The following is a 24,265-nucleotide window of genomic DNA, read 5'->3' on the forward strand; positions in this document are numbered from 1 at the left end:
CTGCTTAGATTTCCATCAGCTCGGCTTCTTTGGCGCTCAGCTGAGTGTCCATCTCTTTGATAAACTTATCAGTTAGCTTCTGGATCTCGTCTTCTGCCTGACGTGCTTCGTCCTCAGAAATCTCTTTATCCTTCAGCAGTGACTTCACGTCACCGTTGGCATCACGACGAATGTTACGAACTGCAACACGACCGCCTTCAACTTCGCCACGTACGATCTTGATAAGATCTTTACGACGCTCTTCCGTCAGCGGAGGAAGTGGTACACGGATAACCGTGCCCGCAGACATTGGGTTAAGGCCCAAATCAGATGCCATGATGGCCTTTTCTACCGCTTGTGCCAGAGACTTGTCGAATACGCTGATAGCCAGAGTACGAGAGTCTTCTACCGTCACGTTAGCAACCTGGTTCAGAGGCGTATCAGCACCGTAGTAAGATACTGAAATACCGTCAAGTAATGCCGGGTGTGCACGGCCAGTACGGATTTTAGACAGCTGGCTTGCCAGCGCAGCTACACTTTTTGTCATGCGCTCTTGCGCATCTTTTTTAATATCATCAATCACAGTGCTATCCTATTCTTTACTGTATTAATCGGACTCAGCTGGCGAGTTTAATTACTGTTTTGCCAAGGCTGTTAGCCTAAGCCCTTACTCCGCAGCTGGTTGTGTACTGATTAAAGTGCCTTCTTCTTCACCCATGATAACACGCTTTAGCGCGCCTGGTTTGTTCATGTTGAATACGCTCAAAGGCATGTTGTGGTCACGAGCCAGGGTAAATGCCGCCAGGTCCATAACCTTTAATTCTCTTTCAATCACTTCATTGTACGTCAGGTGACGGTGTAATTCTGCATCTGGATTTTTCACCGGATCATCACTAAATACGCCATCTACTTTAGTGGCCTTGATCACCGTATCGGCTTCAATTTCAATACCGCGAAGACACGCTGCTGAATCTGTGGTGAAGAACGGATTACCAGTACCTGCTGAGAAGATCACAACGCGACCTGATTTCAGCAAGCTAATTGCTTCTGCCCAGTTGTATGCATCACATACGCCATTGAGTGGAATGGCAGACATCAGGCGGGCATTCACAAACGCTCTGTGCAGTGCATCACGCATCGCCAGACCATTCATCACAGTTGCCAGCATCCCCATGTGGTCACCCACTACGCGGTTCATACCGGCTTCGGCCAAAGAGCCGCCACGTAAGAAGTTACCGCCGCCGATAACCAAACCCACTTCTACGTCGAGTTCTACAAGTTCTTTTATTTCTTGGGCCATACGATCCAATACTTTAGGATCGATTCCAAAGCCTTCATCTCCCATCAAAGCTTCGCCGCTAAGTTTAAGAAGAACGCGTCTAAAAACAGGTTTTCGATTGATAGTCATAATTTCCGGGCCAAATTAAAAGTGAGATACAAAATAACCGCGCTTATGAAAGACATAAATGCGCGGTTATTTTAGAGAATTTTGTGCAGTGACGCAAAAGCAAATCTCATCTCGAGGGGGCTTTTGCATCACTTAATCACCTAAGCGTGATTATTCGCCTTTCGCAGCTGCGATTTGAGCAGCAACTTCAGCAGCGAAGTCTTCTTCTTTCTTCTCGATACCTTCACCAACTTCAAGGCGAATGAATGAAGAAACAGAAGCACCTTTCTCTTTCAGGTACTCGCCAACAGACTTCTTAGGCTCCATGATGAAAGCTTGACCAGTAAGAGAGATCTCACCAGTGAACTTCTTCATGCGGCCAACAACCATTTTCTCAGCGATTTCAGCAGGCTTGCCTTCGTTCATAGCGATTTCAACCTGAACCGCTTTTTCTTTCTCTACAACCTCAGCAGGTACGTCTTCTGGGTTTAGGTAGTCAGGCTTAGAAGCAGCAACGTGCATTGCAACGTGCTTCAGAGTCTCTTCGTCAGCGTCACCAGTTACAACAACACCGATACGGTCGCCGTGACGGTATGCAGAGATGTTTGCGCCGTCGATGTACTCAACGCGACGAACGTTGATGTTTTCACCGATTTTAGCAACTAGTGCAACACGCGTTTCTTCGAACTGAGCTTTCAAAGTTTCGATGTCTGTCTTAGCTTCAGTAGCAGCGTCAAGAACAGTGTTAGCGAAACCCAGGAAGTTTTCGTCTTTAGCAACGAAGTCAGTTTGACAGTTAACTTCAAGAAGTGCAGCGAAACCTTCACCTTGCTTGATCAGGATTGTACCTTCAGCAGCAATGTTACCAGCTTTTTTAGCCGCTTTAGCAGCACCGCTCTTACGCATGTTCTCGATCGCCAGATCGATGTCACCGTTAGTTTCAGTCAGTGCTTTTTTACAATCCATCATGCCAGCGCCAGTACGCTCGCGAAGTTCTTTAACTAGGGCAGCAGTTACAGCCATTAGAATATCCTCAATTCTGAATTCGGTTTTTTGATAAGCGAATTACCGCTTGTAAAGAATATCAAGTCTTCGGAAAAATAAGATGAAGACTTGATGACAGCTTAGTGCGTTACAACCGGCCACCCGCACACCTGTGTTGCCAGTGGCACGGTTTGTAATCTATTACTCAGCTTCTACGAAGTCGTCGCTTTCAGCTTGAGCAACGATGTTGCTTTCACGACCTTCAGTGATAGCAGTTGCAACAGCACCAGTGTAAAGCTGGATAGCGCGGATCGCATCATCGTTACCTGGGATGATGTAGTCAACGCCGTCTGGGTTAGAGTTAGTATCAACAACAGATACTACTGGAATGCCCAGGTTGTTTGCTTCACGGATAGCGATGTGCTCGTGGTCAGCATCGATGATGAAGATAGCGTCTGGAAGACCGCCCATATCTTTGATACCACCAAGGCTCTTCTCAAGCTTTTCCATTTCACGAGTTTTCATCAAAGCTTCTTTTTTAGTCAGCTTCTCGAAAGTACCGTCTTGGCTTTGAGCTTCAAGGTCTTTAAGACGCTTGATTGACTGACGAACTGTTTTCCAGTTAGTCAGCATACCACCTAACCAACGGTGATTTACGTAGAACTGCTCGCTTTGAATAGCTGCTTCTTTAACTGCTTCGCTTGCAGCGCGCTTAGTACCTACGAAAAGGATTTTACCTTTGTTAGATGCAACGTTCGAAAGGAACTTAAGTGCATCGTTGAACATAGGAACAGTCTTTTCCAGGTTGATGATATGTACACGGTTACGAGCGCCGAAGATGAAAGGCTTCATCTTAGGGTTCCAGTAACGAGCCTGGTGACCGAAGTGAACACCAGCTTGAAGCATATCGCGCATTGAAACGTTTGCCATTTGTATTTTCCTCTAATTTAGTTAGGGTTAGGCCTCCACATATCCCATAACACCAACAAGTTCGAAAATTCGGTTACCCGATAATTTGTTCCGAGCTTGCACCCAAGTGTATGTGTCGATATGTGTGTGTGTTAAAATTAAATTTCGTGTTGTCTTCGTTACAAACAACCTAAGAGCCAAATCGCCCTGAAAGATTTATTTGTAAAAAGACGGCGCGCTTTATACCATATAAAAGAAATTAACTCAACGTTTGGGCTAAAAATCGTTCATAAACTAGCCTGACGTTGTTGCGTCGAAACTATGACTTGGAGTCTCAATGAGTGCAGTGATCAAAACCCCTGAAGAAATCGAAAAAATGCGTGTTGCCGGTAAGTTAGCCGCTGAAGTATTAGAAATGATTGAACCTTATGTCAAACCAGGGGTGACAACTGATGAGCTGAATACCATTTGTCATAATTATATTGTGGATGTGCAGCAAGCTGTGCCGGCACCACTTAACTATCATGGTTTCCCTAAGTCTATTTGTACCTCAGTGAACCACGTAATTTGCCACGGTATTCCTAACGACAAACCGCTTAAAGAAGGTGACATCGTCAACATTGATGTGACAGTGATCAAAGACGGTTACCATGGCGATACTTCAAAAATGTTCTTTGTGGGTACGCCCAGTATTCAGGGTAAGCGTCTGAGTGAAGTGACGCAGGAAGCCCTGTATATCGGTATCCGCATGGTGAAGCCGGGCGTACGTATTGGCGACATTGGCGCTGCGATTCAAAAATATGCCGAGGGCTTTAACTACTCTATCGTGCGCGAATATTGCGGCCATGGCATTGGCGCCGAATTCCACGAAGAGCCGCAAATTGTCCATTATGGCAAGCCGGGTACAGGTGAGGCCCTGCAAGCCGGTATGTGTCTGACCATCGAACCTATGGTCAATGCCGGTAAGCGCCACTGTAAACTGCTCAAAGACGATTGGACTGTAGTAACGAAAGACCGCAGCCTGTCTGCTCAGTGGGAACACACTCTACTGGTGACTGAAAACGGCGTAGAAGTGCTGACGCTGCGTAGTGACGACACCATCGAACGAGTGATTGAGCACACAGCTTAAGCTGAACTCAAAAGCGCCACCAGCCGGTGGCGTTTTGCTTTACTGACTTGTATGCTGGCTTTTCATCCAGTTAACCACCCTCTCTCTATCACTTTCTCGCATTTTTTTGCCACTTAGTGTAAAACTGAGCTGTGAGTTTTGCGCGCAATATAGGGAGCCCAGGTGGCACTACCAAACAAAGTAAAAACGCTTCTCGACGAAGCGCAAACCTTAAACGACTATAAAAACTGCCAGGCCTACTTTTACAAGTGGCTGAATAATCAGTTTTCCAAACAACCCGTCAGACAATTGATCAACGCCCGAGCCGAATTTATTGATAGGCTGCTGATCAAGCTCTACACCGAAACCGGACTGGCGCAGTTCCCGGATCTGGCGTTGATTGGTGTGGGAGGCTATGGCCGTGGCGAGTTGCACCCGTATTCCGACATCGACTTCCTGCTGCTGTGCAAGCAAGAGCCCGGCGCAGAGCTGACCGGCTCGCTGGAGTCATTTATGACTTTGCTGTGGGATCTGAACCTGGATATTGGCCACAGCGTCAGAACCCACGAGCAGGTGCTGGAACAAAAACGTGAAGACGTACACTTTACCACCAGCTTGCTGGAAAGCCGCTTAATTTGTGGTAATCACGTAGAGTTCGAACGGCTGAAAAGTCATATTGTCGAAACCCCTATCTGGCAATCCGATGAGTTCTTTATCGCCAAGATCAAAGAGCAGCGCCTGCGACGTAAAAAATGCCACGGTACCGCCTATAATCTTGAGCCAAATATCAAAGAGAACCCCGGAGGTCTGCGCGACCTTCAGACCATCTTCTGGGTGGCGAAAAAGCACTTTCATGCCGAAACCCTGGAAGAGCTGATCAGCCATGGCTACCTGACCCATGAAGAATATCAGGAACTGCTGGAGTGCCTGGAAAACCTCTGGAACATCCGCTTTGCGCTGCATCTGGCCGCCGGGCGCAGCGAAAACCGCCTGCTGTTTGACTATCAGCCTCATGCAGCGGAATTATTAGGGTTTGGCTCCGAAGGTAAAGCTTCGGTTGAGCGTATGATGAAACGCCTGTTCCGGATCATGAGCCGGGTACGGGAAATGAATCAAATGCTGCTGTCCTATTTTGAGCAGAGCATTCTACCGGATCAGAGCGAACAGACCGTAGTGCCACTCGATAACCACTTTGAGCGCGTTGGCAAAAGAATTCGGGTCAAAAACCCTTCTGTATTTTTTCGTCGGGAAAACCTGATCTTATTGTTCGAGCACATTGCCGACAACCCCGAGATCACCGATATCGATCCCAGCACCATACGTACCGTACGCCAGGTAAGACGCCGTTTGCTAGGCGACTTGCAGGATTATGCCGCCTGTCGTGACGCACTGATGCGTCTGCTCAAACACCCTAACGGTATGGGCCGCGCATTTACCCTGATGCACAAGCACGGGATCATTGCCGCCTATCTGCCACAGTGGCGTAATATTTTTGGTCAGATGCAATTTGACTTGTTCCACGCCTATACCGTGGATGAACACACCCATAAGCTAATAAACAACATTTATCGCTACTTCAGCCACGAGCATCAGAATGAGTTTCCGCTGTGTTCGGAAATTGTCACCCGCATGGATAAGCCCGAGTTGCTCTATTTAGCAGGGATATTCCATGATATTGCCAAAGGCCGTGGTGGCGACCATTCAGAGCTGGGAGCGGTGGATGCCGCGGCGTTTGCACGCATGCACGGTTTTTCCTCGTCCGATAGCAAACTGGTCGCGTGGCTGGTTGAAAATCACCTGCTAATGTCGGTCACAGCGCAGCGTAAGGACATCAATGATCCGGATGTGATCAACGAATTTGCTTCTCGCATCAAAAACGAGCGCCAGCTTGATTACCTTTATTGTCTGACCGTGGCGGATATTCGTGCCACCAATGACAATCTCTGGAATGACTGGAAAAACACTCTGCTGCGGGAGCTTTATTTACATACGCAGCGCGCACTGCGGCTGGGGCTTGAAAACCCCATGGATATGCGAGACCAAATTCGCGATAAAAAGCAACAGGCCAAGCAGCGGCTTATCAACAAAGACTACCGCGAAGATCTGATTGATATGATCTGGGCGCGCTTTAAGGCCAACTATTTTACCGCCTTCAGCGAGCAGCAAATTTCCTGGCATACCGAATACCTGCTTGGTCGTGATGATTTGAGTAAGCCTTGTGTGGTGGTTTCTGAACAACCGATGCACGGCGGCACTCAGGTATTTGTCTATGCGCCTTACGAAGCCACATTGTTTGCCAAACTGGTGGCGGTGATTGGCTCCAAAAAAGCCCAGATCCAGCATGCTCAGGTGCTGACCACCAAAGATGGCTACGTGGTCTTTAGCTTTGTCATCTTGGAAGTCGATGGCCGCCCTATCAGTGGCAGCCGGGCCAAAACCCTGCGCCGCAGCCTGGAAGTGATCCTGACTGATCCGAAAAAGAAAATTCGCCTTAAAAAGAACCGCTCGCAGCGCTTTAAAGACTTTAATATTAAACCTAAGGTCGTGGTCCGCCCCCACGCCCGTAATGACCGCAACCTGATAGAGATCCAGGCAGTGGATATTCCCGGTTTGTTGACTAAAATAGCCGAGGTATTTCAATTGCATTCACTGCATATTCACGCCGCACGTATTACCACAGTGGGCGAACGTGCGGAGGATTTCTTTGTGGTTTCGGACAAAGATTATCAACGTCTCAGTGAAGATGCTAAAGCATCGTTACACCGTTCACTGATGAAAAAACTCAATGCAGAATCTGAATAAATGAGGACACTATGTCGGATTTAAAAACCATAATTGAACAGGCCTGGGAGCAACGCGATACCATCACACCAAGTGATGTGTCACCTCAGGTTAAAAATGCCATCATTGATGCGCTGGCCATGCTGGATTCGGGTGCTGCCCGTGTTGCTGAAAAAATCAGCGGCGAGTGGGTTGTACACCAGTGGCTGAAAAAGGCGGTTCTGCTGTCGTTTCGTATTCGCGATAATCAACCGCTGCATGATGGCGTTAACCAGTTTTACGATAAAGTGCCGCTTAAGTTCAGCGACTATACGCCTGAGCAGTTTCAGCAAGGCGGCATGCGTGTAGTGCCTAATGCCGTGGCGCGTCAGGGCAGCTTTGTTGGCAAAAACGTGGTCCTGATGCCCTCTTATGTGAATATTGGCGCCTATGTTGACGAAGGCACTATGGTTGATACCTGGGCCACCGTTGGCTCTTGTGCGCAGATCGGCAAAAATGTGCACCTGTCAGGCGGTGTGGGCATTGGCGGTGTGCTGGAGCCATTGCAAGCCAATCCTACCATCATTGAAGATAACTGCTTCATCGGCGCCCGCTCTGAGATTGTTGAGGGCGTGATTGTCGAAGAAGGCGCGGTCATTTCTATGGGCGTCTATATTTCACAAAGTACCCGTATTTACGACCGTGAAACCGGCGAGATCCACTACGGTCGAGTGCCGGCTGGCGCTGTGGTCGTCCCGGGCTCTTTGCCAAGCAAAGATGGTACACACAGCCTGTATGCGGCCATTATCGTGAAAAAAGTGGATCAGCAGACACGCGAAAAAGTCGGTATTAACGCCCTGCTTCGCTCAGTGCAGGATTAATACGCATCCCGGGCTTTGTTACAAGCCCGGGGATCAACTATGCTGTGACATTCAGCCCCTCGCTGGCCTCTGACGGCATGTAGCTTTGTCCGTGTAGCGCCCTAACAACCGCCAGCCTTTCCTTCAAAAAATCCACCTGACCCACATCCCCAATGCTCTCGCTAAACTCGATGGACTGCTCAATCTGCCCAATATAGTCTGTTTTTACATCGCCCATTTGGGCCTGCTGACCATCCAGATGCACCCGGCCACCGGGTAAAACCATAGGAACAGCCAAGTCGGCAACACCCGAACGTACCAGCGCATTGTATTGATTAGGAGAAATATTGTGCATATCAATCGTCTGCTCGGCCTGACCGCCCGGCGAGGTTTTGGCAGCGTCAGTTTGCTGATAAGCCGACACCTGAGATTTGCCGGCCGTGTTGTATTGATTTGTGTTTGTGACGGCAAAGTTTTGCCCCATTCCTTGAATATTCATAGTACACCTTTGTACTTTTGTTAAACACACTTACACTGAGCATATTTTGAACCACAATGAAGCTAAACTCTAAAATACTGAGCATCAATATTTTAGAAGAAGAAAGAGTATTGGAATGGTCATCACAGGCCCTCAATTTCAAAAAGTTTAAACGTATCTTGCTAAGCTATGGCTTGTTTATCCGCAAGCATTGAATACAACAACGCGGGGTTACCAGTAACAGAGCCTCACTTTTGAAACATCATACTTTGATAACAGATGAGAAAAGAAATGGAGGTGCCTGCACTTGTAGAGGCGCTCAGTCAGTGAAATTAAACGAACAAAAAAGGAAAAGCGGGCACGAGCGTGCCCAGACAACACGATATGTTAGCTTAGGGGATCACCCGGCAGTTATGCCCTGCCAGTGATTGAGTTAAGCGCTTCAGGCAGACTGAGGTTCGTCGATTAAATCGCTTTGGGCCCCTTGCTCCAGCAAACTCAAGAAGTTTGGCTGGCCAAAAATCATCATAATATCCAGCAATTGACAAGCCGATAAGTCAGACTTGCCGCATTCCCAGTTCGAGATAGTTGCTTGATCAACGGGTGTAACAAGCTTTTTGCCTAACTCAGCCTGAGTTAAGTTCATTTCTCTGCGCAGGCGACGGATCGCAGTTTGAATTTGCTTCCTGGCTGCTATGGTGTGTGCTTTACGCACAGATTCATTTCTTTTAACAGTAGTCATAACATATCCGCTTATTATCAAATCACAGTGTCTTACAAACCTACAGCCTTGTGTTTAAAGCTAATCGATCTATAAGCCCCTAAACACAGGTCTGAATTTGTACTTAGCTGGCATCTATGCCAAAAAAGTGCTTAATTTTTCGACCCGGTTAGACATTTGACTAAGAGTCATGTAGTCTGAACGGGTCAGGTGGATAAATAATTAACCGGATTGGGTCATATGTCAAATACTTTTGCTACAAGATTAAAACAGTTACGTATCAACTTGGGGTATTCTCAGGTTGGCTTTTCAGAAATACTGGATATTCCCACTGCGTCTTACCGAAAGTATGAAAAAGATGTAAGAGAACCCACCTTATCTGTGATCAGTAAATTCTTTTTGCATCCGGCAACCAAAGATAATGCGCTGTGGTTACTCACCGGAGAGCACCCACAGCAAAGCGCCACCCCCCAAGCCACGACTGAGCCACCTATGGCTTACCACTCTGACATGGAACAAAGCCTGATAGGCAGTATTGCCAGCTCTCTTGAGTTTATTGCGCATATGAAATGGTTCACACCGGGCTCACAGGCAGGTTATCAGGATTATGGACATATCATCCTGCGCGACCTGAAACCGCTTCTGCAGCGAGGCTCAGATGCTAGCGTGCATGAAGGCAAAAAACGCGCTTAACTTAATGGATTATTGCAAAATCAAAAGTAACCCAAAGCGACCACTTTTGATTGTTTTGTCTCTACAGATTGGTCACCGTGTCCTAAGCGGTTAGACTATTACCCTTTTCTTCTTTCTTGTCGCCCGCCAGTTCCTGAGCCAATATTTGTGCGCGCTGATACGCCTGTTTAAGCGATGCCTGATGTCTGCTGTCGGCAAACTCCTGATATTCACTCACTATCTCATACATGGCTTCCACACCCAGATAACGGCTCAGTGTGCGCAAATGTGGCATGAGGTGATTACTGTTAGCCCTGACCTGAGGCGCATCAAAACCAAACTCACCGCATGAGGCTATTGCAATCAAGGTCTTTCCCGACAACAAGGGCTGCAAAGGGAAATCTCCGCGAGCGAGATCAAAGTCGAAGGTTTTATTAACTCGGATCACCTGATCAAACCAGGCTTTAAGCTGCGCCGGCATACCATAGTTATACATAGGTGTTGAAATCACAATAATATCGGCAACGACCAGTTCATTGATCAAAGTATCGGATAAGGCCAGCAGCTGCTTTTGCGCCTCAGTGCGCTTGTGTTCGGCAGTGAACACCGCTCCAATCCAGTCCTGAGTGATAAATGATGGCGGATTTATGCCAACATCACGATAAATGTACTCATCTATAACGCCTGTTTGTCGCCAGCTTTCTATGAACTTATGCGCAATGTTTTTAGAAATTGAATTATGCGACGGATTGCTGTTACTAATCGCCCTGACACTAGAATCTATATGTAATATTGTACTCATGCTGATTACCTTATTGATTAATGAACCACACTAGTGTGCGTTTCAGGACTCTGTTAAACAAACGATACTTTTACACCTATAGATGAGTTAAAATCATCTACTTCACTATTGACTGAGTCTTTACTATGCCCCTATCTGTTTCATTACAGGCACTCAGAGCGTTCGAAGCGGCGGCACGTCATAGCAGCTTTAAACGCGCAGCAGAAGAGCTTGCCTTAACACCGACGGCGATTTCTCACCATATCAGCAAACTTGAAGACCGTCTTAATGTTTGCCTGTTTGAACGTCGACCCAGGCAAGTACAGCTCACAGATACAGGGCAACAATTGGCCAAGGCGACGACTGAGGGATTTGCCAAAATTGAGCGCGCGCTGGCTGATATTCAACAATTAAATGAAGTAATGCAGATAAGTACCACCTCCTCATTTGCCGCTCAGGTTTTGCTGCCCGCACAGCACACCTTTGCGGCCACTTACCCGGATGTTTCAATGCAGATTTTGAGCGGTGAGCAGGCAAACAGCCATCCCTACTCTATTCCTGTACGGCTGGGCAATACCCAGGATGTTGCCATTGAGGACAGGCTTAATGTGGAACAGTACAATGTATTTACAGGCGCGGACACGACGGCTTTACATGACCCATCAGCTCGCCCTGTGCTTTACACAACACGCTGGAAAAATCCCGCACTGCGTAAACCACCACTAGAGACCTGGTTGGCCAGTAACGCGCTAAACAGAGACAACTTTGTGATCAGAGAGTTTGATCAGGAATTATTTGGGATCCAGCAAGCAATGGCACAAAATGCGCTGGTATTTTGTTCAGAATTACTGGTGCGGGGTATGTGCTCAAGTGGCCTGCTTGAGCCTGTGAGGGGCAATAGTGTTACCTCTGAGCTGTGTTATTACATTCCCAATAAAGCGGGCTTCAGGACGCCCAATGCGATGAAATTTATTACCTGGCTAGAAGGGCTCATGTAATACCAATTTCACTTAATCCCCGTCAATTTGAAGGAGCAAATTGGTATTACGCACAAAGCACCTGCTGAGGATAACGGCGAATACGAATAGTTGTATTGATACAAGCTTTACTAAACGGTGTGCAAACAGGCCTTGCCAGAGAGCCTGCAAGTAAAAGACGCTACTTAACCACCTTCAGGTTTACAGGGTTTTGATTATTCTCGGCTCTGAACTCTTCAACGCGGTCATAAATGTCTTTCACGCCGTAATACTGCTCGAGATTTTTCTCAGCCGCCAGTAAGTCCCCAAACTCCATCACTATTTCATAGGCTTCAGTGTACTTGTCTTCGACTTCTTCTTCGTCTTTAGCTGTTATGATAAGCGCTTTAAGACGCTTTTCAAAAGACGTGAGCTTAGTCCCTTTTACCAGCATGGCCAGGACAAAAATAAGGGCCATTACTATAAACGCACCACCGATAAAGATTAGTTGCATAATCAGATCGCTCCTTTGGTAAGTCTTGATTCCATCAGTTTGTAAAACGGATACTTAGATAGCGCAATAAACGTGCAGATGTTGAAACTCACTACGAATGGTCCATATACTTCATACAATATATGAATATCCAAATAACCACGCAAAATAAGCTGCGAAAAATTCAGACACATCAGCATAAATGATATGTAAGCTACGAGGCGTGATGTGGCAGAAAAACTACAGCCGCGGATGACATGCAGCAAATATAAAACAGTAATGAAAGACACACCAGTACATACCAGAGCAAAGTAATATACCTGGCGCATTTGTATAAGTTCAAGAGGAAGGTTGAGAATGTATGCGCCCAAATTTGCACTCACTGGGTAAAACACCAGAACGGCTAGAGCGGAAAGAAAGCATGAATGTAGCTCATGGTCTTCTTGCTTTTTCAGAGTGCTTTTGCCACCGAAAAACAATCCAAAGCGATGCTTCTTGAAACTATACAGCAGGAACAAAACAATAAACAATTCCAATGCTACTATGATCCACGAAGTGACTAGATAAAACTCATTCATGCTCGGCCAAAACCCTACTATTTACCCACTAACTAATTTCGCAGCTTCAGGAGAAAAACGTTGCACGCGAGGTTGCGCACCGCTTCCTCCGCTATTTCCACCAGACACTAACTGGGCATTTGCATCACTCAGGCTCAAGGCTCTGTCTGGTTGGATTGTGTTTGACTTTTTCTTCAAGCGTTTAGTAAAAAACTTCATATTTTCCGTCCTTCTGTAATTTTAAAAGGACCACCCACTTAAGGTTGCACACATGTTAACCTTATTGCCATATAGTAACAAGCATTAATTGTCATAAATTCACTTGATTGCGGATGATCTCGTACGCCATGAGCATGCCAAAAGCTCACTACTGACCTAATCATGGTATTGCCCATGATAAGGAAAATTAGAAAAATTGGAACAACAAAACGGCGGGTTGTGCTGTGTTCTGGTTGTAAATCAGGCTGCGATACGCAGAAATATGCCTTTGTTTAAGCCTGGCAAGCATATCTGTATCAAGCTGGAAACAACCTTTAAATAACAGACAAAAAAGCCGCAGCCTGTATAGCTGCGGCTTTTACAATTAACAAAGCAGACCACACCTACAGCGCCGTCTGCATTTCCTCGAACTTATCTGTGATCTCAGTACTGGGCTGCGCTGTGGCCAAGCTCACTGCAACAATTGCAATGGTCGCAGCGATAAAGCCCGGCACAATTTCATAGATAAGGGCACTAAGTGGCTGACCATCGACAGTCACGGGTCCATAGATCCAGAATAATACCGTGGCAGCCCCTATAACCATACCAGACAGCGCACCTGCAAAGTTCATGCGCTTCCAGAACAGGCTGAGCAGTACCAGTGGGCCAAACGCTGCGCCAAACCCGGCCCAGGCATTACTGACCAGACTCAGAATGGTGCTATCGCGATCATAAGCCAGATAAATGGCACACAGTGATACCAGTGCAACGCTGATACGTCCAACCAGTACAAGCTCTTTGTCTGAGGCGTCTTTGCGCAGGAAGATTTTATAAAAATCTTCGGTTAATGAGCTGGAGCTCACTAGTAACTGCGATGAAATGGTACTCATAATGGCTGCCAAAATCGCAGCCAGTAAGAAACCGGCGATCAACGGGTGGAACAACAACTCAGAGAGGATCAGGAAAATGGTTTCAGGGTCTTCAACCACAATGCCATTTTCATGGGCATAAGCCGCACCAAACAAACCCGTTGTAATGGCACCCATCGTTGCCACCAGCATCCAGCTCATCCCAATGCGGCGTGCGGTTGGCATGTCTTTCACGCTACGCACCGACATAAAGCGCACAATAATGTGTGGCTGACCAAAATACCCCAGGCCCCAGGACATGGCTGAGATGATACCGATTGCACCGCCTGCCCCAATCCAGGTAAGCAGCTGCGGGTTAATATCGTTGAGCGTTACGCTGAGCGGGTTATCCAGCAGTGAATAAGTCACGGCTGGCACCAAAATTAACGCCAGGAACATGATGCAGCCCTGCACAAAGTCGGTCAGGCTCACTGCCAAAAAGCCGCCAAACAGCGTATACAAGACCACCACACCGGTTGTGATATACAGGCCGGATTCGTAGCTCATGCCAAACGAGTTTTCGAACAGCTTGCCGCCGGACACCACCCCTGCAGATGTATACAGAGTAAAGAAAATAATGATCACCAGCGCGGATACAATACGCAGTGCATTGCCTTTGTCTTCAAAGCGATTAGCAAAGTAGTCAGGAATGGTGATCGCATCGTTTGCCAGCTCGGTGTACACTCGCAGTCGCGGTGCCACCAGCAAATAGTTTAAAAATGCGCCAATAACCAAGCCTATGGCTATCCAGGTACTGCTGAAGCCACTCACAAACATAGCGCCGGGCAGACCCATCAGGATCCAACCACTCATATCTGAGGCACCCGCAGACAGGGCCGCGACACTCGGTGGCAAGCTGCGGCCACCTAACATATAACCCGACACGTCGCTGGTTGACTTACGATACGCATACAGTCCGATACCCAGCATGGCGATGAAATACATGGCAAGAGAGATCATAGTGCCAGTTTCCAAAATTACCTCCTTTAGTTCGGGCCCCTCTCCACAATATCAGATACTGTTATGTTATTAGCTGAGATTGGGACAAAAGCCATTGCGAAAGGCTCACTATAACATGGCAAAGATCACCACCCAAGTTACACAAGATGAAGTGAGCATGAATTAAGCGTAGCCCCTCTCATACCTTAATACCAAAAGCTGAAACAAGCTGAATTAGTTAATGAAATATGCCTGAGATTGACTTATATTGTTGTGCAGTAGAAGTATTCAGTCAGGTGTATCTTTCATGTATTTTTATGCCGCCAGGCAGCCAATCCTAAACAAAAACAAAGAACTCGTGGGCTATGAGCTGTTATTTCGTGACGGTTTGGACAATGTCTTCCCGGAAATTGATGGCTCAGAGGCAACCTCCAGGTTGATTGAAGGCAGCCAGTTTAACTTTGGCCTGGAAGATTTAACCGATAACAAACCCGCCTATATTAACTTCACGCTGGAAACCCTGCTGAAAGGCTATCCAACCATGATGGGGCGTGAGCAACTGGTGGTAGAGATTCTTGAAACGGTGCAGCCGGGCAAGCGCCTGCTGGGTGCAGTGCAGGACCTCAAAGCAAAGGGCTACACCATAGTACTCGACGATTATCAGCACCAGAAGGTGTGGCGACACTTTTACCCGTTTATCGATCAGATCAAGATAGACATGCTGACCACAGATGTGGCCACCATTGAAGAGATCAAAGAAGCCATCGCGCCGTTTAAGAACATTGAGCTGGTTGCAGAGAAAGTCGAAACCCATGAGCAGTACCAGCAGGCACTGGAACTGGGATTTAGCTATTTTCAGGGCTTCTTTTTTGCCAAACCCGAGGTGGTACAAAGTAAAACCCTGCCCCCTTCTGAGATGGCGCTGGCGGAGCTGCTGTACGAAACCTCCAGTGTCGATGTTGATTTAAAACGCATTACTCAGGTATTCGAGCGCGATGTTAACCTCAGCTATAAACTGCTGCGTTACTCCAATTCTGCTGCATTCAAGCGCCGCGCCGAAATCTCCACCATTAAGCAGGCGTTGGTCGTGCTGGGCAATCAGGAGCTTAAAAAGTTTCTGTCGCTGCTGTTTGCCTCGCAAGTGTCTTCAGAGAAACCGCTGGAGCTGGTACGTCTGTCACTCACCCGCGCACGCTTTGCCGAGCTGCTGGCCATTAAACACCATAAGCTAAAGGACACCGGCATGGCCTTTTTAGCAGGTATGATGTCGCTGATGGATGCCATTTTGGATGAAAGCATGGAAAGCGTAATGAGCAAACTGCCGCTGGCCATTGAGATCAAAGACGCGTTATTGAAACAAGAAGGGACACTTGCCAGCTACCTGACACTGATTAAACAGTACGAGCAAGCCGACTGGCAAGGTGCCAATGAAGCGGCAAAGCAACTGGGTCTGGACCCGGACCTGCTGCCCGATTATTACCATGAAGCGCTGCAATGGTGCGACCAGCAAATGGAAGTCATGGCAATCTAGCCCTTTGGCGGATTAACCCCTTTGAATACAGCCACCACTCGGTGGCTGTATTTGTTTTAGGTCAATGTTTTGTATTTACTCTCGTTAAATCCACTGAAGTGCGACAATTTGTCACATCCCAGGCGCTTGTCTGACAAGTAAAATTCCTCTCAATAAAAACGTGAAAACACTTTGGGATGGATCATGACCAGAAACCTTATTTGGCTTGCAATAACCGCCGCTTTTTCTGCACACAGCCAGGATATGCACACAGACAACCTGGAGCGCATCGTTGTTATAGCGCCTATGCATAGTCCTTTAGACATTAAAACCGACCCAAAGGCACCCAGACAACCTTTACCCGCACAGGATGGTGCCGATCTGTTATCCAGTATTGCCGGTTTCTCTTTGGTTAAAAAAGGCGGCGCCAGCAGCGACCCTGTGTTTCGCGGTATGGCCGGGTCGCGCCTCAATATAATTACCGATGGTGGCCTGACCCTTGGTGGCTGTGGCGGCCGCATGGACCCGCCCACCGCCTACATCACACCACAAACCTACGATACCCTGACTGTTATCAAGGGCCCGCAGACCGTGTTGTACGGTCCGGGCAATAGCGCCGCCACGGTGATTTTTGAGCGTGAATCGGAACGCCTGAGCGAGACAGGCTGGCAGGGCTTTGCCAATGCAACCCTGGGCAGTTTTGGCAAGCGCATGGTGAATGCTGATGTAAAAGGCGGCACAGAGGACTATTACGCCCGCGTTGCGGCAAGTAAGAGCGACGCCGATGATTATGAAGACGGCGAAGGCCAGTCCATTCACTCCGCGTATGATAAATGGAACCTGGACTCAGAATTTGCCTACACCCCGGATGATGACAGCCTCTATAGCCTGAGCCTTGGGCGCAGCGACGGTGAGGTCGCCTATGCCGACCGCATGATGGATGGCAGCAAATTCGACCGTAATCACGTCGCGCTCAATGTTGAGCTGGATGAACTCTCCGGATTTGCTCATGCATTAGAGGCCAACGTCTATTACAACCACATTGACCATATCATGGACAATCATAGCCTGCGCCCCTTCACGCCCAACATGATGATGAAGAACCCCACTTCATCGAATCCGGATCGTCGTACCTGGGGTGCCAAGCTGATGCTAACCTCTACCATCAATACACAGCACACCCTGAGCTATGGATTGGATCATCAGCAAAACCGTCACCGTACTCGTGTCAGTATGAACCAGCCTGAGATGCCTGTAGAATCTATGCCGCGCCGCGACAACGCCGAGTTTAAACAAACTGGATTATTCGGTGAGCTGGAGTACGCATTGAGCACACAAGGCCCTACACGCAGCCAGTGGGTGAGCGGGTTGCGACTTGATGACTGGTCTGCGACCGATAAGCGCCAACAACTTGGCTCCATGATGATGCCAATGACCAACCCAACGGCGAACGAAACACGTGATGACACCCTGTGGAGCGGATTTACGCGCTATCAGGTCCAGCACCAGGATATGAGCTATTACATTGGCGCAGGTCACAGCGAACGCTTCCCGGATTACTGGGAGCTAATGGGTGGCGGACGTCGTGGCGTGGATAGCCTGAGTGCTTTCTTATTAGAGCCGGAGAAAACCAATCAGCTGGATATCGGCTGGATGCTGCAAAAATCTACGATGACCACCTCCGTCTCGCTGTTTTATAACCGTATCGATGATTATCTGCTAACCGATAACCAATACGAAACGATGGATAAAACACTGGCTGTGACCCGCAACATTGACGCCCAGACCATGGGTTTGGAAATGGAAACCCGGGTTGAGCTCAGTAAACGCCTGAATTTCACCACCAGTATCAATTATGTGCGCGGCAGCAATAAAACGGATCATACGGCCCTTGCACAGCAGCCTCCCCTGCAGGCTCGCTTTGCCATGGATTACACACTGGATAAGTGGCAAGTGGGTGGTTTATGGCGTCTTGTTAAAAGCCAGAACCGCGTTGCCATCGGTCAGGGCAACATTGCAGGTCAGGACGTTGGGCCCAGCCATGGCTTTGGCACACTGGCACTGAATGCGTCTTATAGCTACTCTGATGAACTGCTAGTGAGTTTCGGCGTCGATAACGTGCTGGATAAGGCTTACGCAGAACACCTAAGCCGCGCCGGCGCTATGGTCAGCGGCTATGCGCAAATAGACAAAGTCAACGAAGCGGGCCGCACCCTGTGGGCCAATGTGAACTGGCGTTTCTAATCTCATATTGTCTGGAGCCTGACTCTATCAGGCTCCTTCTACCACAGAAGTAGCTCGCTCCCGCCAAAAGAAAGCTGATACTATGCAAGCAAAGATAAAAAAACCGGTCAGTGAATGCTGACCGGTTTAATATGAGGTTACAGATTCTCGAGGAAATCCTCATCGAATTCCTCGGGCTCCTCCTCGACGGGCGGGTTGCCATCATGGAGTTCATACAGCTGGCGCTGAAAATACACGTCTTTGAGGAAAATATACGGGTCGAGCGACTCATTAAGGAGCTTTTCCTGTGACATCAGGCTGGCTCTTGCTTCAACGGCACGCAGGGCAAATACCAAAATGGTTTGTGGCGTAGACAGCGCAATTTCTGGCAGCACAACGTTATCGACCACATCACCTGTGAGGTTACGAGCCGTTGACGGACCATAACCTGGGATCATCAGATAAGCACCATCACCAACCCCCCAAACACCCAGCGTCTGACCAAAGTCTTCATCTTTGTGTTCCAGGCCCAGCGTCTTGGCCACATCAAACAGACCAAAAATGCCCACGGTTGTATTCACCAAAAAGCGCGCAACATTGACACCTGCATCGCCGGGTTTTGCCTGTAAGGCAGCATTCACGGCGTCTGTGGGTGCTGCCAGGTTGGTGGTAAAGTTAACCAGACTGCTGCGAACCGGTGCCGGTGTGATGGCAATATAGCCCTTCGCAGCGGGACGCAGGATATAGGCATCCAGCACGTCCATATTAAAGTCATATAACGGACGGTTGAGCGACTGGAGCGGATCTCGCGCGTCTTGTTTTTCTACGGGGACTTGCGCACACCCGGATAAAATTAGCGCCAAAGTGGCGCCAACAAGTTTTTTATACATTTAGCTTCCTGTGCTGGTTATAACACGACTGATAGTGACCGCCACCTGCTGTGCTTCTGGAGTCAGGGTAATGGTCTGGGTCACGCCTTCTAGCTCACCGCTTTGCAATCCCACATTGCCGTCTGCTGAAATACGCGCTGTAACAACCACTTCTTTAAACCCAGACATTTTCAGGTTAGGCATCATCGCCATACTATCGTCCAAGTTGACACTTAATGGCAAGTTAAAATCTGTAAGTTTGGCCACCGCCAGTGGCATAGGCGGGCCCTCTGCGGCTTTAGCAAAGACAAATAGCGTCGCATTTTCAGGGATTTTATCCTTCAGCTCATCAGCAAGCGTCACCGACACCTGCAAACCATCCGCCGGCATCGCAGGTTGTGTCGCTTGTGCTGTGCTCAGCTTGTCGTCCAGATCGGCGATACGTTGCTTGATCATTGCATAACGCGGGTCATCCTGCGTCATGCTCGCAAGCAAGACTTCGAAGGCCGCTTTAGACTCTTTCCAGTCCTGACGCTCATAGGCAATCAACGCCAGCAGAGAAATCGCATCGATATTACGAGGCTCACTTTGTAGCACCTGAGACAACATGCGGGCAGCGCGGTTCATCGCGTTTTCAGAGCCCTCAACCAGCAGCGCCTGGGCATAGCTGACCTTGACATTGCTGTTATTGGGTTGCATTGCCAACGCTTTATCAAACGCCTGCATGGCCATTTCAAAGTCATTCAGCGACATTGCAACACGGCCCAGCAGCATCCAGGCAACCGCGTCATCACCACTGTTTGCCAGTTTAGTACGCAGGCCCAGCGCAAACGCCTGAAGCTCATTTGGACTGAGTGGCTCACCCGTTTGCATCACCGCACGCTGGCCATACTCGGGCAGCATATCAACGGCTTTATACCAGTCAGCAATTTGTTTTTGGCTGCCGGTAAAAGAGTAGAATACCGCACTGACGACCAGCAGGAACGCCACACCTGTGGCTGCAAGTACCAGGTTATTGCCACGCGTGTCGAGCGTACGCTCCGGTGACAGCTCGTTCAGTAGTCGACGCTTAAGCTCCAGCACAGATTCATCGTGGCTGCTTTGGTCAATACGCTGATTGGCCAGCTCTTCTGCCAGCTCCTGTAAACGCTGCTGATAAATGTCTATGCGTTCGGCATTGGCATCATGATCTACAGCCACCAGCTTGTCACGACGGAAAAACGGCATCACCACAAACAAGCCTGCCAGCACAGTCAGAAGCGCAAACATGCCCCACATTTGCATCATGTCATTCATGAAGTACGCTCCTTACGCTGGCTTTGTTTAATTAGCTCAGCCAGTTTTTGTTCATCTTCCGGACTCCAGCTTTGTTTACGTGCAGCTTTTTTCTGTCTGAATACAATAAAGCCAAAGCCCAGCACCAGGATCACCACAGGCATTACCCACAATACAATGGTGGCCGGGGTAACGGGCGGCTGGTAATGAACAAAGTAACCGTAGCGGTCAATCATAAAGTCGATGACTTCTTGCTTAGATTTACCTTCCTGAACCATGTCCAGCACGCGGTCGCGTAAGTCTTTGGCAACTACCGCATCAGAATCCGCAATGTTCTGGTTCTGACACTTAGGGCATCTTAGTTCCTGCACCAGCTCTTTAAAGGTCTGCTCTCGTTCGGCGTTTTTGAACTGGTATTTGTCTTCAACAGCATGGGCACTAAGCGACCACAGGCCTGCCAGTAATGCCAATGCCAGCATTAGTTTTTTCATGGTTGCAACTCCTGAATTGCCGGAGCAAATTTGCTGCGCCACACGCGCGGATTAATGTCGCCGGTGTGGTGCAAAATGATCTTACCGTTTTTATCTACCAGGAAAGTTTCCGGCGCGCCCGAAACCCCCAAATCCAGCGCCAATGTGCGCTCCAGATCGAGGATATTAAACTGGTACGGGTCACCTGCGCGAGACAGCATTTGCTGTACGTCGGCACGCAGGTAGTCTATGTCAAATTGATCGCCAAAGTCGGGATCATAGGCTTGCTCATAGTACAAACCGATGATCCGCACGCCCTGCTCGCGCAGCTCGGTCAGATAACCCAGCTCCGCGATACAGGTCGGGCACCAGGTGCCCCACACGTTCAACAGGTACACCTCTCCCAGCAAGTCCTGATCGGTCCAGCGCTTTCGCTCATCCATCAGATCAGGCAACTCAAACGCCGGCATAGTGTGACCCAGGCGGCCGGTCTGCAGCTCTCTGGGGTTACCAAACAGGCCCTGATACAAGAACACACACAACAATACAAAAATCAGCAATGGCACCAGGCCTAAAAACTTCTTATTCATTATGCGTGCTCCACAGAGGGTTGCTTACGGCGACGATAACGCTTATCGGCCAGGACAATAAAGCCCGCCAGGGAGATCAGAATACCGCCCAGCCACATCCAGCGAACGTAAGGTTTATGGTAAATACGCAGTGACCAGGCACCATTGCCCATGGACTCGCCCAGCGCCAGATACAGGTCACGATAGAAGCCATCGTCAATTGCCGCTTCGGTCATAAACTGCATGCCCACATCGTACAAACGTTTTTCTGCATGTAACAAGGTGACATACTCGCCGTCCTTAAATACGGTTACTTCACCGGCATGGCCGCCATAGTTAGGGCCACGGATCTCGTTTACGCCTTCAAAGCGATACTCATACTCATTCAACGTTGCGGTTTCACCTTTTGTCATCACCACTGAGCGTTCAACAGAATACGCTGACGTCAGGGTCACACTGGCAATCACAAACGCAATACCTACATGGCCCAACACCATCGCCCAGTAGCTCATACCCAGACGTTTCAGACCTTGAGCCGTGCTTGGGTGCACACTGACCTTTTCAACCAGATCAACCACAGTGGCGATACAGATCCAAACGGCCAGTGCAGTCGCCAGATAAGTCAGCGTGCTGATGTCATCAAAGCTGGAGAACAGCCAGGCACTGGTGATCACAATAGTGGCAACAAAAATAGCGGCCCACTTTTTAGCCAGTGGTGGCAACTTGTTTTGCTTCCAGCGCAACATAGGCGCAATACCCATCAAGATGGCAAACGGCACAATCAGAATGGCAAACATCTGGTTAAAGAAAGGTACACCAATCGAGATGGAACCCAGCCCAAGTTCTTTATGGATCATTGGCAATAGCGTGCCCAGCAATACAATCAGGGTTGCCACAACCAGGAAGATGTTATTCACCCACAGTCCGACTTCGCGGGAAACAAGCTTGTAGCGACCTTCGCTGTATACCTGGCTTACGCGTAGCCCGTAGAGTGCCAGACTACCGCCCACCACTAAGGCGAGGAAAGAGAGAATAAACAAACCACGATCGGGGTCGGTGGCAAACGCGTGTACCGATACGATGATGCCGGAACGAACGATAAAGGTGCCTAACAAGCACAAGCTAAATGCGGCGATAGCTAATAAAACAGTCCAGGATTTGAACACGCCGCGTTTTTCTGTAATAGCCAGAGAGTGCAGGAGTGCAGTTGCCACTAGCCAGGGCATTAAAGAGGCATTTTCAACCGGATCCCAGAACCACCAGCCGCCCCAGCCTAGTTCAGAGTATGCCCACCAGCTACCAATGGTAATACCTAAAGTTAAAAAGCCCCATGCGGCCATAGTCCAGGGACGCGACCATTTGGCCCAGGTGTTATCCAGCTTGCCAGTTAACAATGCGGCAATTGCAAAAGAGAAAGACACAGATAATCCCACATAGCCCATATAGAGCAAAGGGGGATGAATGATCATGCCAGGGTCTTGCAGCAGCGGGTTCAAATCGCGGCCTTCTACCGGGTAGTAAGGCAGTAAACGCTCAAACGGGCTCGACATCCACAGGGTGTATAGCATAAAGCCTACGCCCAGGAAGCCCAGCACACCGAGTACGCGTGCGCGCAGTACCCAGGGCAAAGATTTAGACATCATGGCGACCAAAGCCGTCCAGCTTGCCTGCATCACCAGCCACAACAGGATGGCGCCTTCATGGCCACCCCAGGTCGACGTAACCTTGTAATACCAGGGCAGCGTACTGGAGGAATGGTGCGCTACGTAAGCCACAGTAAAGTCGTCGGCGAGTGTGATATAAATCAGTACACCAAAAGAAAACAAAACCAGCAGACACTGACCCACGGCCAGTGAAGGCGCTGTACGCATCAGGCGTAAGTTGCCGGTATAAGCGCCCCAGAGAGGAAAAATGCATAACAGCAAGCTCAGGCCCATGGCCAGAACCAATGAAAAATAACCTATCTCAGGGATCATACTAGTTCTCGCTGTTTAAATTATATTTGGGTTTTTCGTGCTTGATCCCTTTCACGGCCTCAGCTATTTCGGCTGGCATATACTCTTCGTCGTGTTTTGCCAGCACTTCAAATGCTTCAATGACATTAGGTTCAACCAGTGTGCCCTGCGCAACAATACCCTGACCCTCACGGAACAAATCAGGCAAAATACCGTGGTACTTGATGGTAACCATAGGTCCGGTGTCAATGAGCTTAAAGGTCACATCCAGAGACGTTTCTTCTCGGTTCACACTGCCAGGCACAACCATGCCGCCGATGCGCAGCTTCTGGCCAATATAAGGCAGCTCTTTATCGGGGCCCTTACCTTCTATCAGCTCGCTAGGCGTATAGAACAGATTGATATTCTCTTGTAACGCATACAGGGTCAGACCAACTGCTGAGCCAATGCCAAATATCACGGCCAATACGGCAAATAAGCGTTTTTTACGTCTTGGGTTCATGCTTGAGCCTCCTCTTGGGCCTGCTTGATACGTGCTTCACGCTTCATTTGTGCATCGACTTCACGCTTAATACGCTTGGCATCGTTTAACGACGCCCATACCAAGCCCAGCAGGATAAAGGCACAGCTACCAAACGATAGCCAGACATAAAAGGCGTAACCGCCCATGTGAAAAAAGTCACTCAAAGATTCAAACTGCATAC

General features: G+C 48.7%; 25 protein-coding genes. 7 read left to right on the forward strand and 18 right to left on the reverse strand.

Features of this window, described 5'->3' with window-relative positions; translation table 11 throughout:
- Window positions 1-4 precede the first annotated feature (4 nt).
- The 4 genes from frr to rpsB form a co-directional block, all read right to left on the reverse strand.
- Window positions 5-562 (reverse strand): ribosome recycling factor, encoded by a 558-nt coding sequence (gene frr, locus TW77_RS04985; protein WP_010385751.1) that lies wholly within the window; start codon window positions 560-562, stop codon window positions 5-7.
- Between the two features lie 84 nt (window positions 563-646).
- Window positions 647-1,387, reverse strand: a complete 741-nt coding sequence (gene pyrH / locus TW77_RS04990; protein WP_010385750.1) for a UMP kinase — start codon at window positions 1,385-1,387, stop codon at window positions 647-649.
- A 150-nt stretch (window positions 1,388-1,537) separates the two neighbouring features.
- Window positions 1,538-2,389: a translation elongation factor Ts gene (gene tsf / locus TW77_RS04995; protein WP_046003871.1), complete on the reverse strand. Its 852-nt coding sequence runs from the start codon at window positions 2,387-2,389 to the stop codon at window positions 1,538-1,540.
- A 162-nt stretch (window positions 2,390-2,551) separates the two neighbouring features.
- Window positions 2,552-3,280 (reverse strand): 30S ribosomal protein S2, encoded by a 729-nt coding sequence (gene rpsB / locus TW77_RS05000; RefSeq protein WP_046003872.1) that lies wholly within the window; start codon window positions 3,278-3,280, stop codon window positions 2,552-2,554.
- A 316-nt stretch (window positions 3,281-3,596) separates the two neighbouring features.
- On the opposite strand from rpsB, the gene map reads away from it, so the two are divergent.
- From map to dapD, 3 genes are all read left to right on the forward strand, one after another.
- On the forward strand, window positions 3,597-4,388 hold the full coding sequence (gene map, locus TW77_RS05005) for a type I methionyl aminopeptidase (protein ID WP_046003873.1): 792 nt from the start codon (window positions 3,597-3,599) through the stop codon (window positions 4,386-4,388).
- 162 nt (window positions 4,389-4,550) lie between these two features.
- The gene (gene glnD / locus TW77_RS05010) at window positions 4,551-7,169 is read left to right on the forward strand and encodes a [protein-PII] uridylyltransferase (protein WP_046003874.1); all 2,619 of its coding nucleotides are present in this window, start codon (window positions 4,551-4,553) and stop codon (window positions 7,167-7,169) included.
- A gap of 11 nt (window positions 7,170-7,180) precedes the next feature.
- Window positions 7,181-8,008 (forward strand): 2,3,4,5-tetrahydropyridine-2,6-dicarboxylate N-succinyltransferase, encoded by an 828-nt coding sequence (dapD, locus tag TW77_RS05015; protein ID WP_046003875.1) that lies wholly within the window; start codon window positions 7,181-7,183, stop codon window positions 8,006-8,008.
- A gap of 37 nt (window positions 8,009-8,045) precedes the next feature.
- Here the strand turns inward: dapD and TW77_RS05020 are convergent, their stop codons facing one another.
- Together TW77_RS05020 and TW77_RS05025 are read right to left on the reverse strand one after the other, a co-directional pair.
- Window positions 8,046-8,486, reverse strand: coding sequence for a hypothetical protein (locus TW77_RS05020; protein ID WP_046003876.1), 441 nt, complete (start codon window positions 8,484-8,486; stop codon window positions 8,046-8,048).
- Between the two features lie 421 nt (window positions 8,487-8,907).
- Complete coding sequence (locus tag TW77_RS05025) at window positions 8,908-9,207, reverse strand: helix-turn-helix domain-containing protein (RefSeq protein ID WP_082078842.1); 300 nt, start codon at window positions 9,205-9,207, stop codon at window positions 8,908-8,910.
- Window positions 9,208-9,426: 219 nt separating this feature from the next.
- Between TW77_RS05025 and TW77_RS05030 the strand changes: the two genes are divergently transcribed.
- Window positions 9,427-9,879, forward strand: coding sequence for a helix-turn-helix transcriptional regulator (locus TW77_RS05030; RefSeq protein WP_046003877.1), 453 nt, complete (start codon window positions 9,427-9,429; stop codon window positions 9,877-9,879).
- A gap of 82 nt (window positions 9,880-9,961) precedes the next feature.
- On the opposite strand, the gene TW77_RS05035 is transcribed toward TW77_RS05030, so the two are convergent.
- A complete protein-coding gene (locus TW77_RS05035) occupies window positions 9,962-10,660 on the reverse strand; it encodes an FMN-dependent NADH-azoreductase (protein ID WP_046003878.1) in 699 nt (232 codons plus the stop codon).
- A 125-nt stretch (window positions 10,661-10,785) separates the two neighbouring features.
- On the opposite strand from TW77_RS05035, the gene TW77_RS05040 reads away from it, so the two are divergent.
- The gene (locus tag TW77_RS05040; RefSeq protein WP_046003879.1) at window positions 10,786-11,637 is read left to right on the forward strand and encodes a LysR family transcriptional regulator; all 852 of its coding nucleotides are present in this window, start codon (window positions 10,786-10,788) and stop codon (window positions 11,635-11,637) included.
- A gap of 160 nt (window positions 11,638-11,797) precedes the next feature.
- Here the strand turns inward: TW77_RS05040 and TW77_RS05045 are convergent, their stop codons facing one another.
- The 4 genes from TW77_RS05045 to putP all read right to left on the reverse strand — a co-directional run bounded on the left by TW77_RS05045 (window position 11,798) and on the right by putP (window position 14,726).
- On the reverse strand, window positions 11,798-12,109 hold the full coding sequence (locus TW77_RS05045) for a hypothetical protein (RefSeq protein ID WP_046003880.1): 312 nt from the start codon (window positions 12,107-12,109) through the stop codon (window positions 11,798-11,800).
- A 2-nt stretch (window positions 12,110-12,111) separates the two neighbouring features.
- Entirely contained in the window at window positions 12,112-12,666 is a 555-nt protein-coding gene (locus tag TW77_RS05050) for a hypothetical protein (RefSeq protein ID WP_046003881.1), read from the reverse strand.
- A 21-nt stretch (window positions 12,667-12,687) separates the two neighbouring features.
- The gene (locus TW77_RS25075; protein WP_156158600.1) at window positions 12,688-12,864 is read right to left on the reverse strand and encodes a hypothetical protein; all 177 of its coding nucleotides are present in this window, start codon (window positions 12,862-12,864) and stop codon (window positions 12,688-12,690) included.
- Between the two features lie 383 nt (window positions 12,865-13,247).
- Window positions 13,248-14,726, reverse strand: coding sequence for a sodium/proline symporter PutP (gene putP / locus TW77_RS05055; RefSeq protein WP_046003882.1), 1,479 nt, complete (start codon window positions 14,724-14,726; stop codon window positions 13,248-13,250).
- A 271-nt stretch (window positions 14,727-14,997) separates the two neighbouring features.
- On the opposite strand from putP, the gene TW77_RS05060 reads away from it, so the two are divergent.
- Window positions 14,998-16,221, forward strand: coding sequence for an EAL and HDOD domain-containing protein (locus TW77_RS05060; protein ID WP_046003883.1), 1,224 nt, complete (start codon window positions 14,998-15,000; stop codon window positions 16,219-16,221).
- A 183-nt stretch (window positions 16,222-16,404) separates the two neighbouring features.
- Window positions 16,405-18,444 (forward strand): TonB-dependent copper receptor, encoded by a 2,040-nt coding sequence (locus tag TW77_RS05065; protein ID WP_046003884.1) that lies wholly within the window; start codon window positions 16,405-16,407, stop codon window positions 18,442-18,444.
- Between the two features lie 137 nt (window positions 18,445-18,581).
- Here TW77_RS05065 and TW77_RS05070 read toward each other — a convergent pair whose 3' ends face one another.
- Genes TW77_RS05070 through ccmD form a run of 7 tightly spaced genes read right to left on the reverse strand, consistent with a single transcriptional unit; the run spans window position 18,582 to window position 24,263 of the window.
- Window positions 18,582-19,313 carry an MlaA family lipoprotein gene (locus TW77_RS05070; protein WP_046003885.1) on the reverse strand — a complete coding sequence of 244 codons (732 nt, stop codon included), beginning with the start codon at window positions 19,311-19,313 and terminating at the stop codon, window positions 18,582-18,584.
- Window positions 19,314-20,588, reverse strand: a complete 1,275-nt coding sequence (gene ccmI / locus TW77_RS05075) for a c-type cytochrome biogenesis protein CcmI (protein ID WP_428838739.1) — start codon at window positions 20,586-20,588, stop codon at window positions 19,314-19,316.
- Window positions 20,585-21,058 carry a cytochrome c-type biogenesis protein gene (locus tag TW77_RS05080; RefSeq protein ID WP_046003886.1) on the reverse strand — a complete coding sequence of 158 codons (474 nt, stop codon included), beginning with the start codon at window positions 21,056-21,058 and terminating at the stop codon, window positions 20,585-20,587. Before TW77_RS05080 ends, ccmI begins: the two co-directional genes overlap by 4 nt.
- Window positions 21,055-21,627: a redoxin family protein gene (locus tag TW77_RS05085; RefSeq protein ID WP_046003887.1), complete on the reverse strand. Its 573-nt coding sequence runs from the start codon at window positions 21,625-21,627 to the stop codon at window positions 21,055-21,057. The genes TW77_RS05080 and TW77_RS05085 overlap by 4 nt, the downstream gene beginning before the upstream one ends.
- A complete protein-coding gene (locus TW77_RS05090) occupies window positions 21,627-23,582 on the reverse strand; it encodes a heme lyase CcmF/NrfE family subunit (protein ID WP_046003888.1) in 1,956 nt (651 codons plus the stop codon). The genes TW77_RS05085 and TW77_RS05090 overlap by 1 nt, the downstream gene beginning before the upstream one ends.
- Window position 23,583: 1 nt before the next feature.
- Entirely contained in the window at window positions 23,584-24,063 is a 480-nt protein-coding gene (gene ccmE / locus TW77_RS05095; protein ID WP_046003889.1) for a cytochrome c maturation protein CcmE, read from the reverse strand.
- Window positions 24,060-24,263, reverse strand: a complete 204-nt coding sequence (gene ccmD, locus TW77_RS05100; protein WP_046003890.1) for a heme exporter protein CcmD — start codon at window positions 24,261-24,263, stop codon at window positions 24,060-24,062. Before ccmD ends, ccmE begins: the two co-directional genes overlap by 4 nt.
- Window positions 24,264-24,265 lie beyond the last annotated feature (2 nt).

This window comes from Pseudoalteromonas rubra, from assembly GCF_000967655.1.
Lineage (GTDB): Bacteria > Pseudomonadota > Gammaproteobacteria > Enterobacterales > Alteromonadaceae > Pseudoalteromonas > Pseudoalteromonas rubra_A.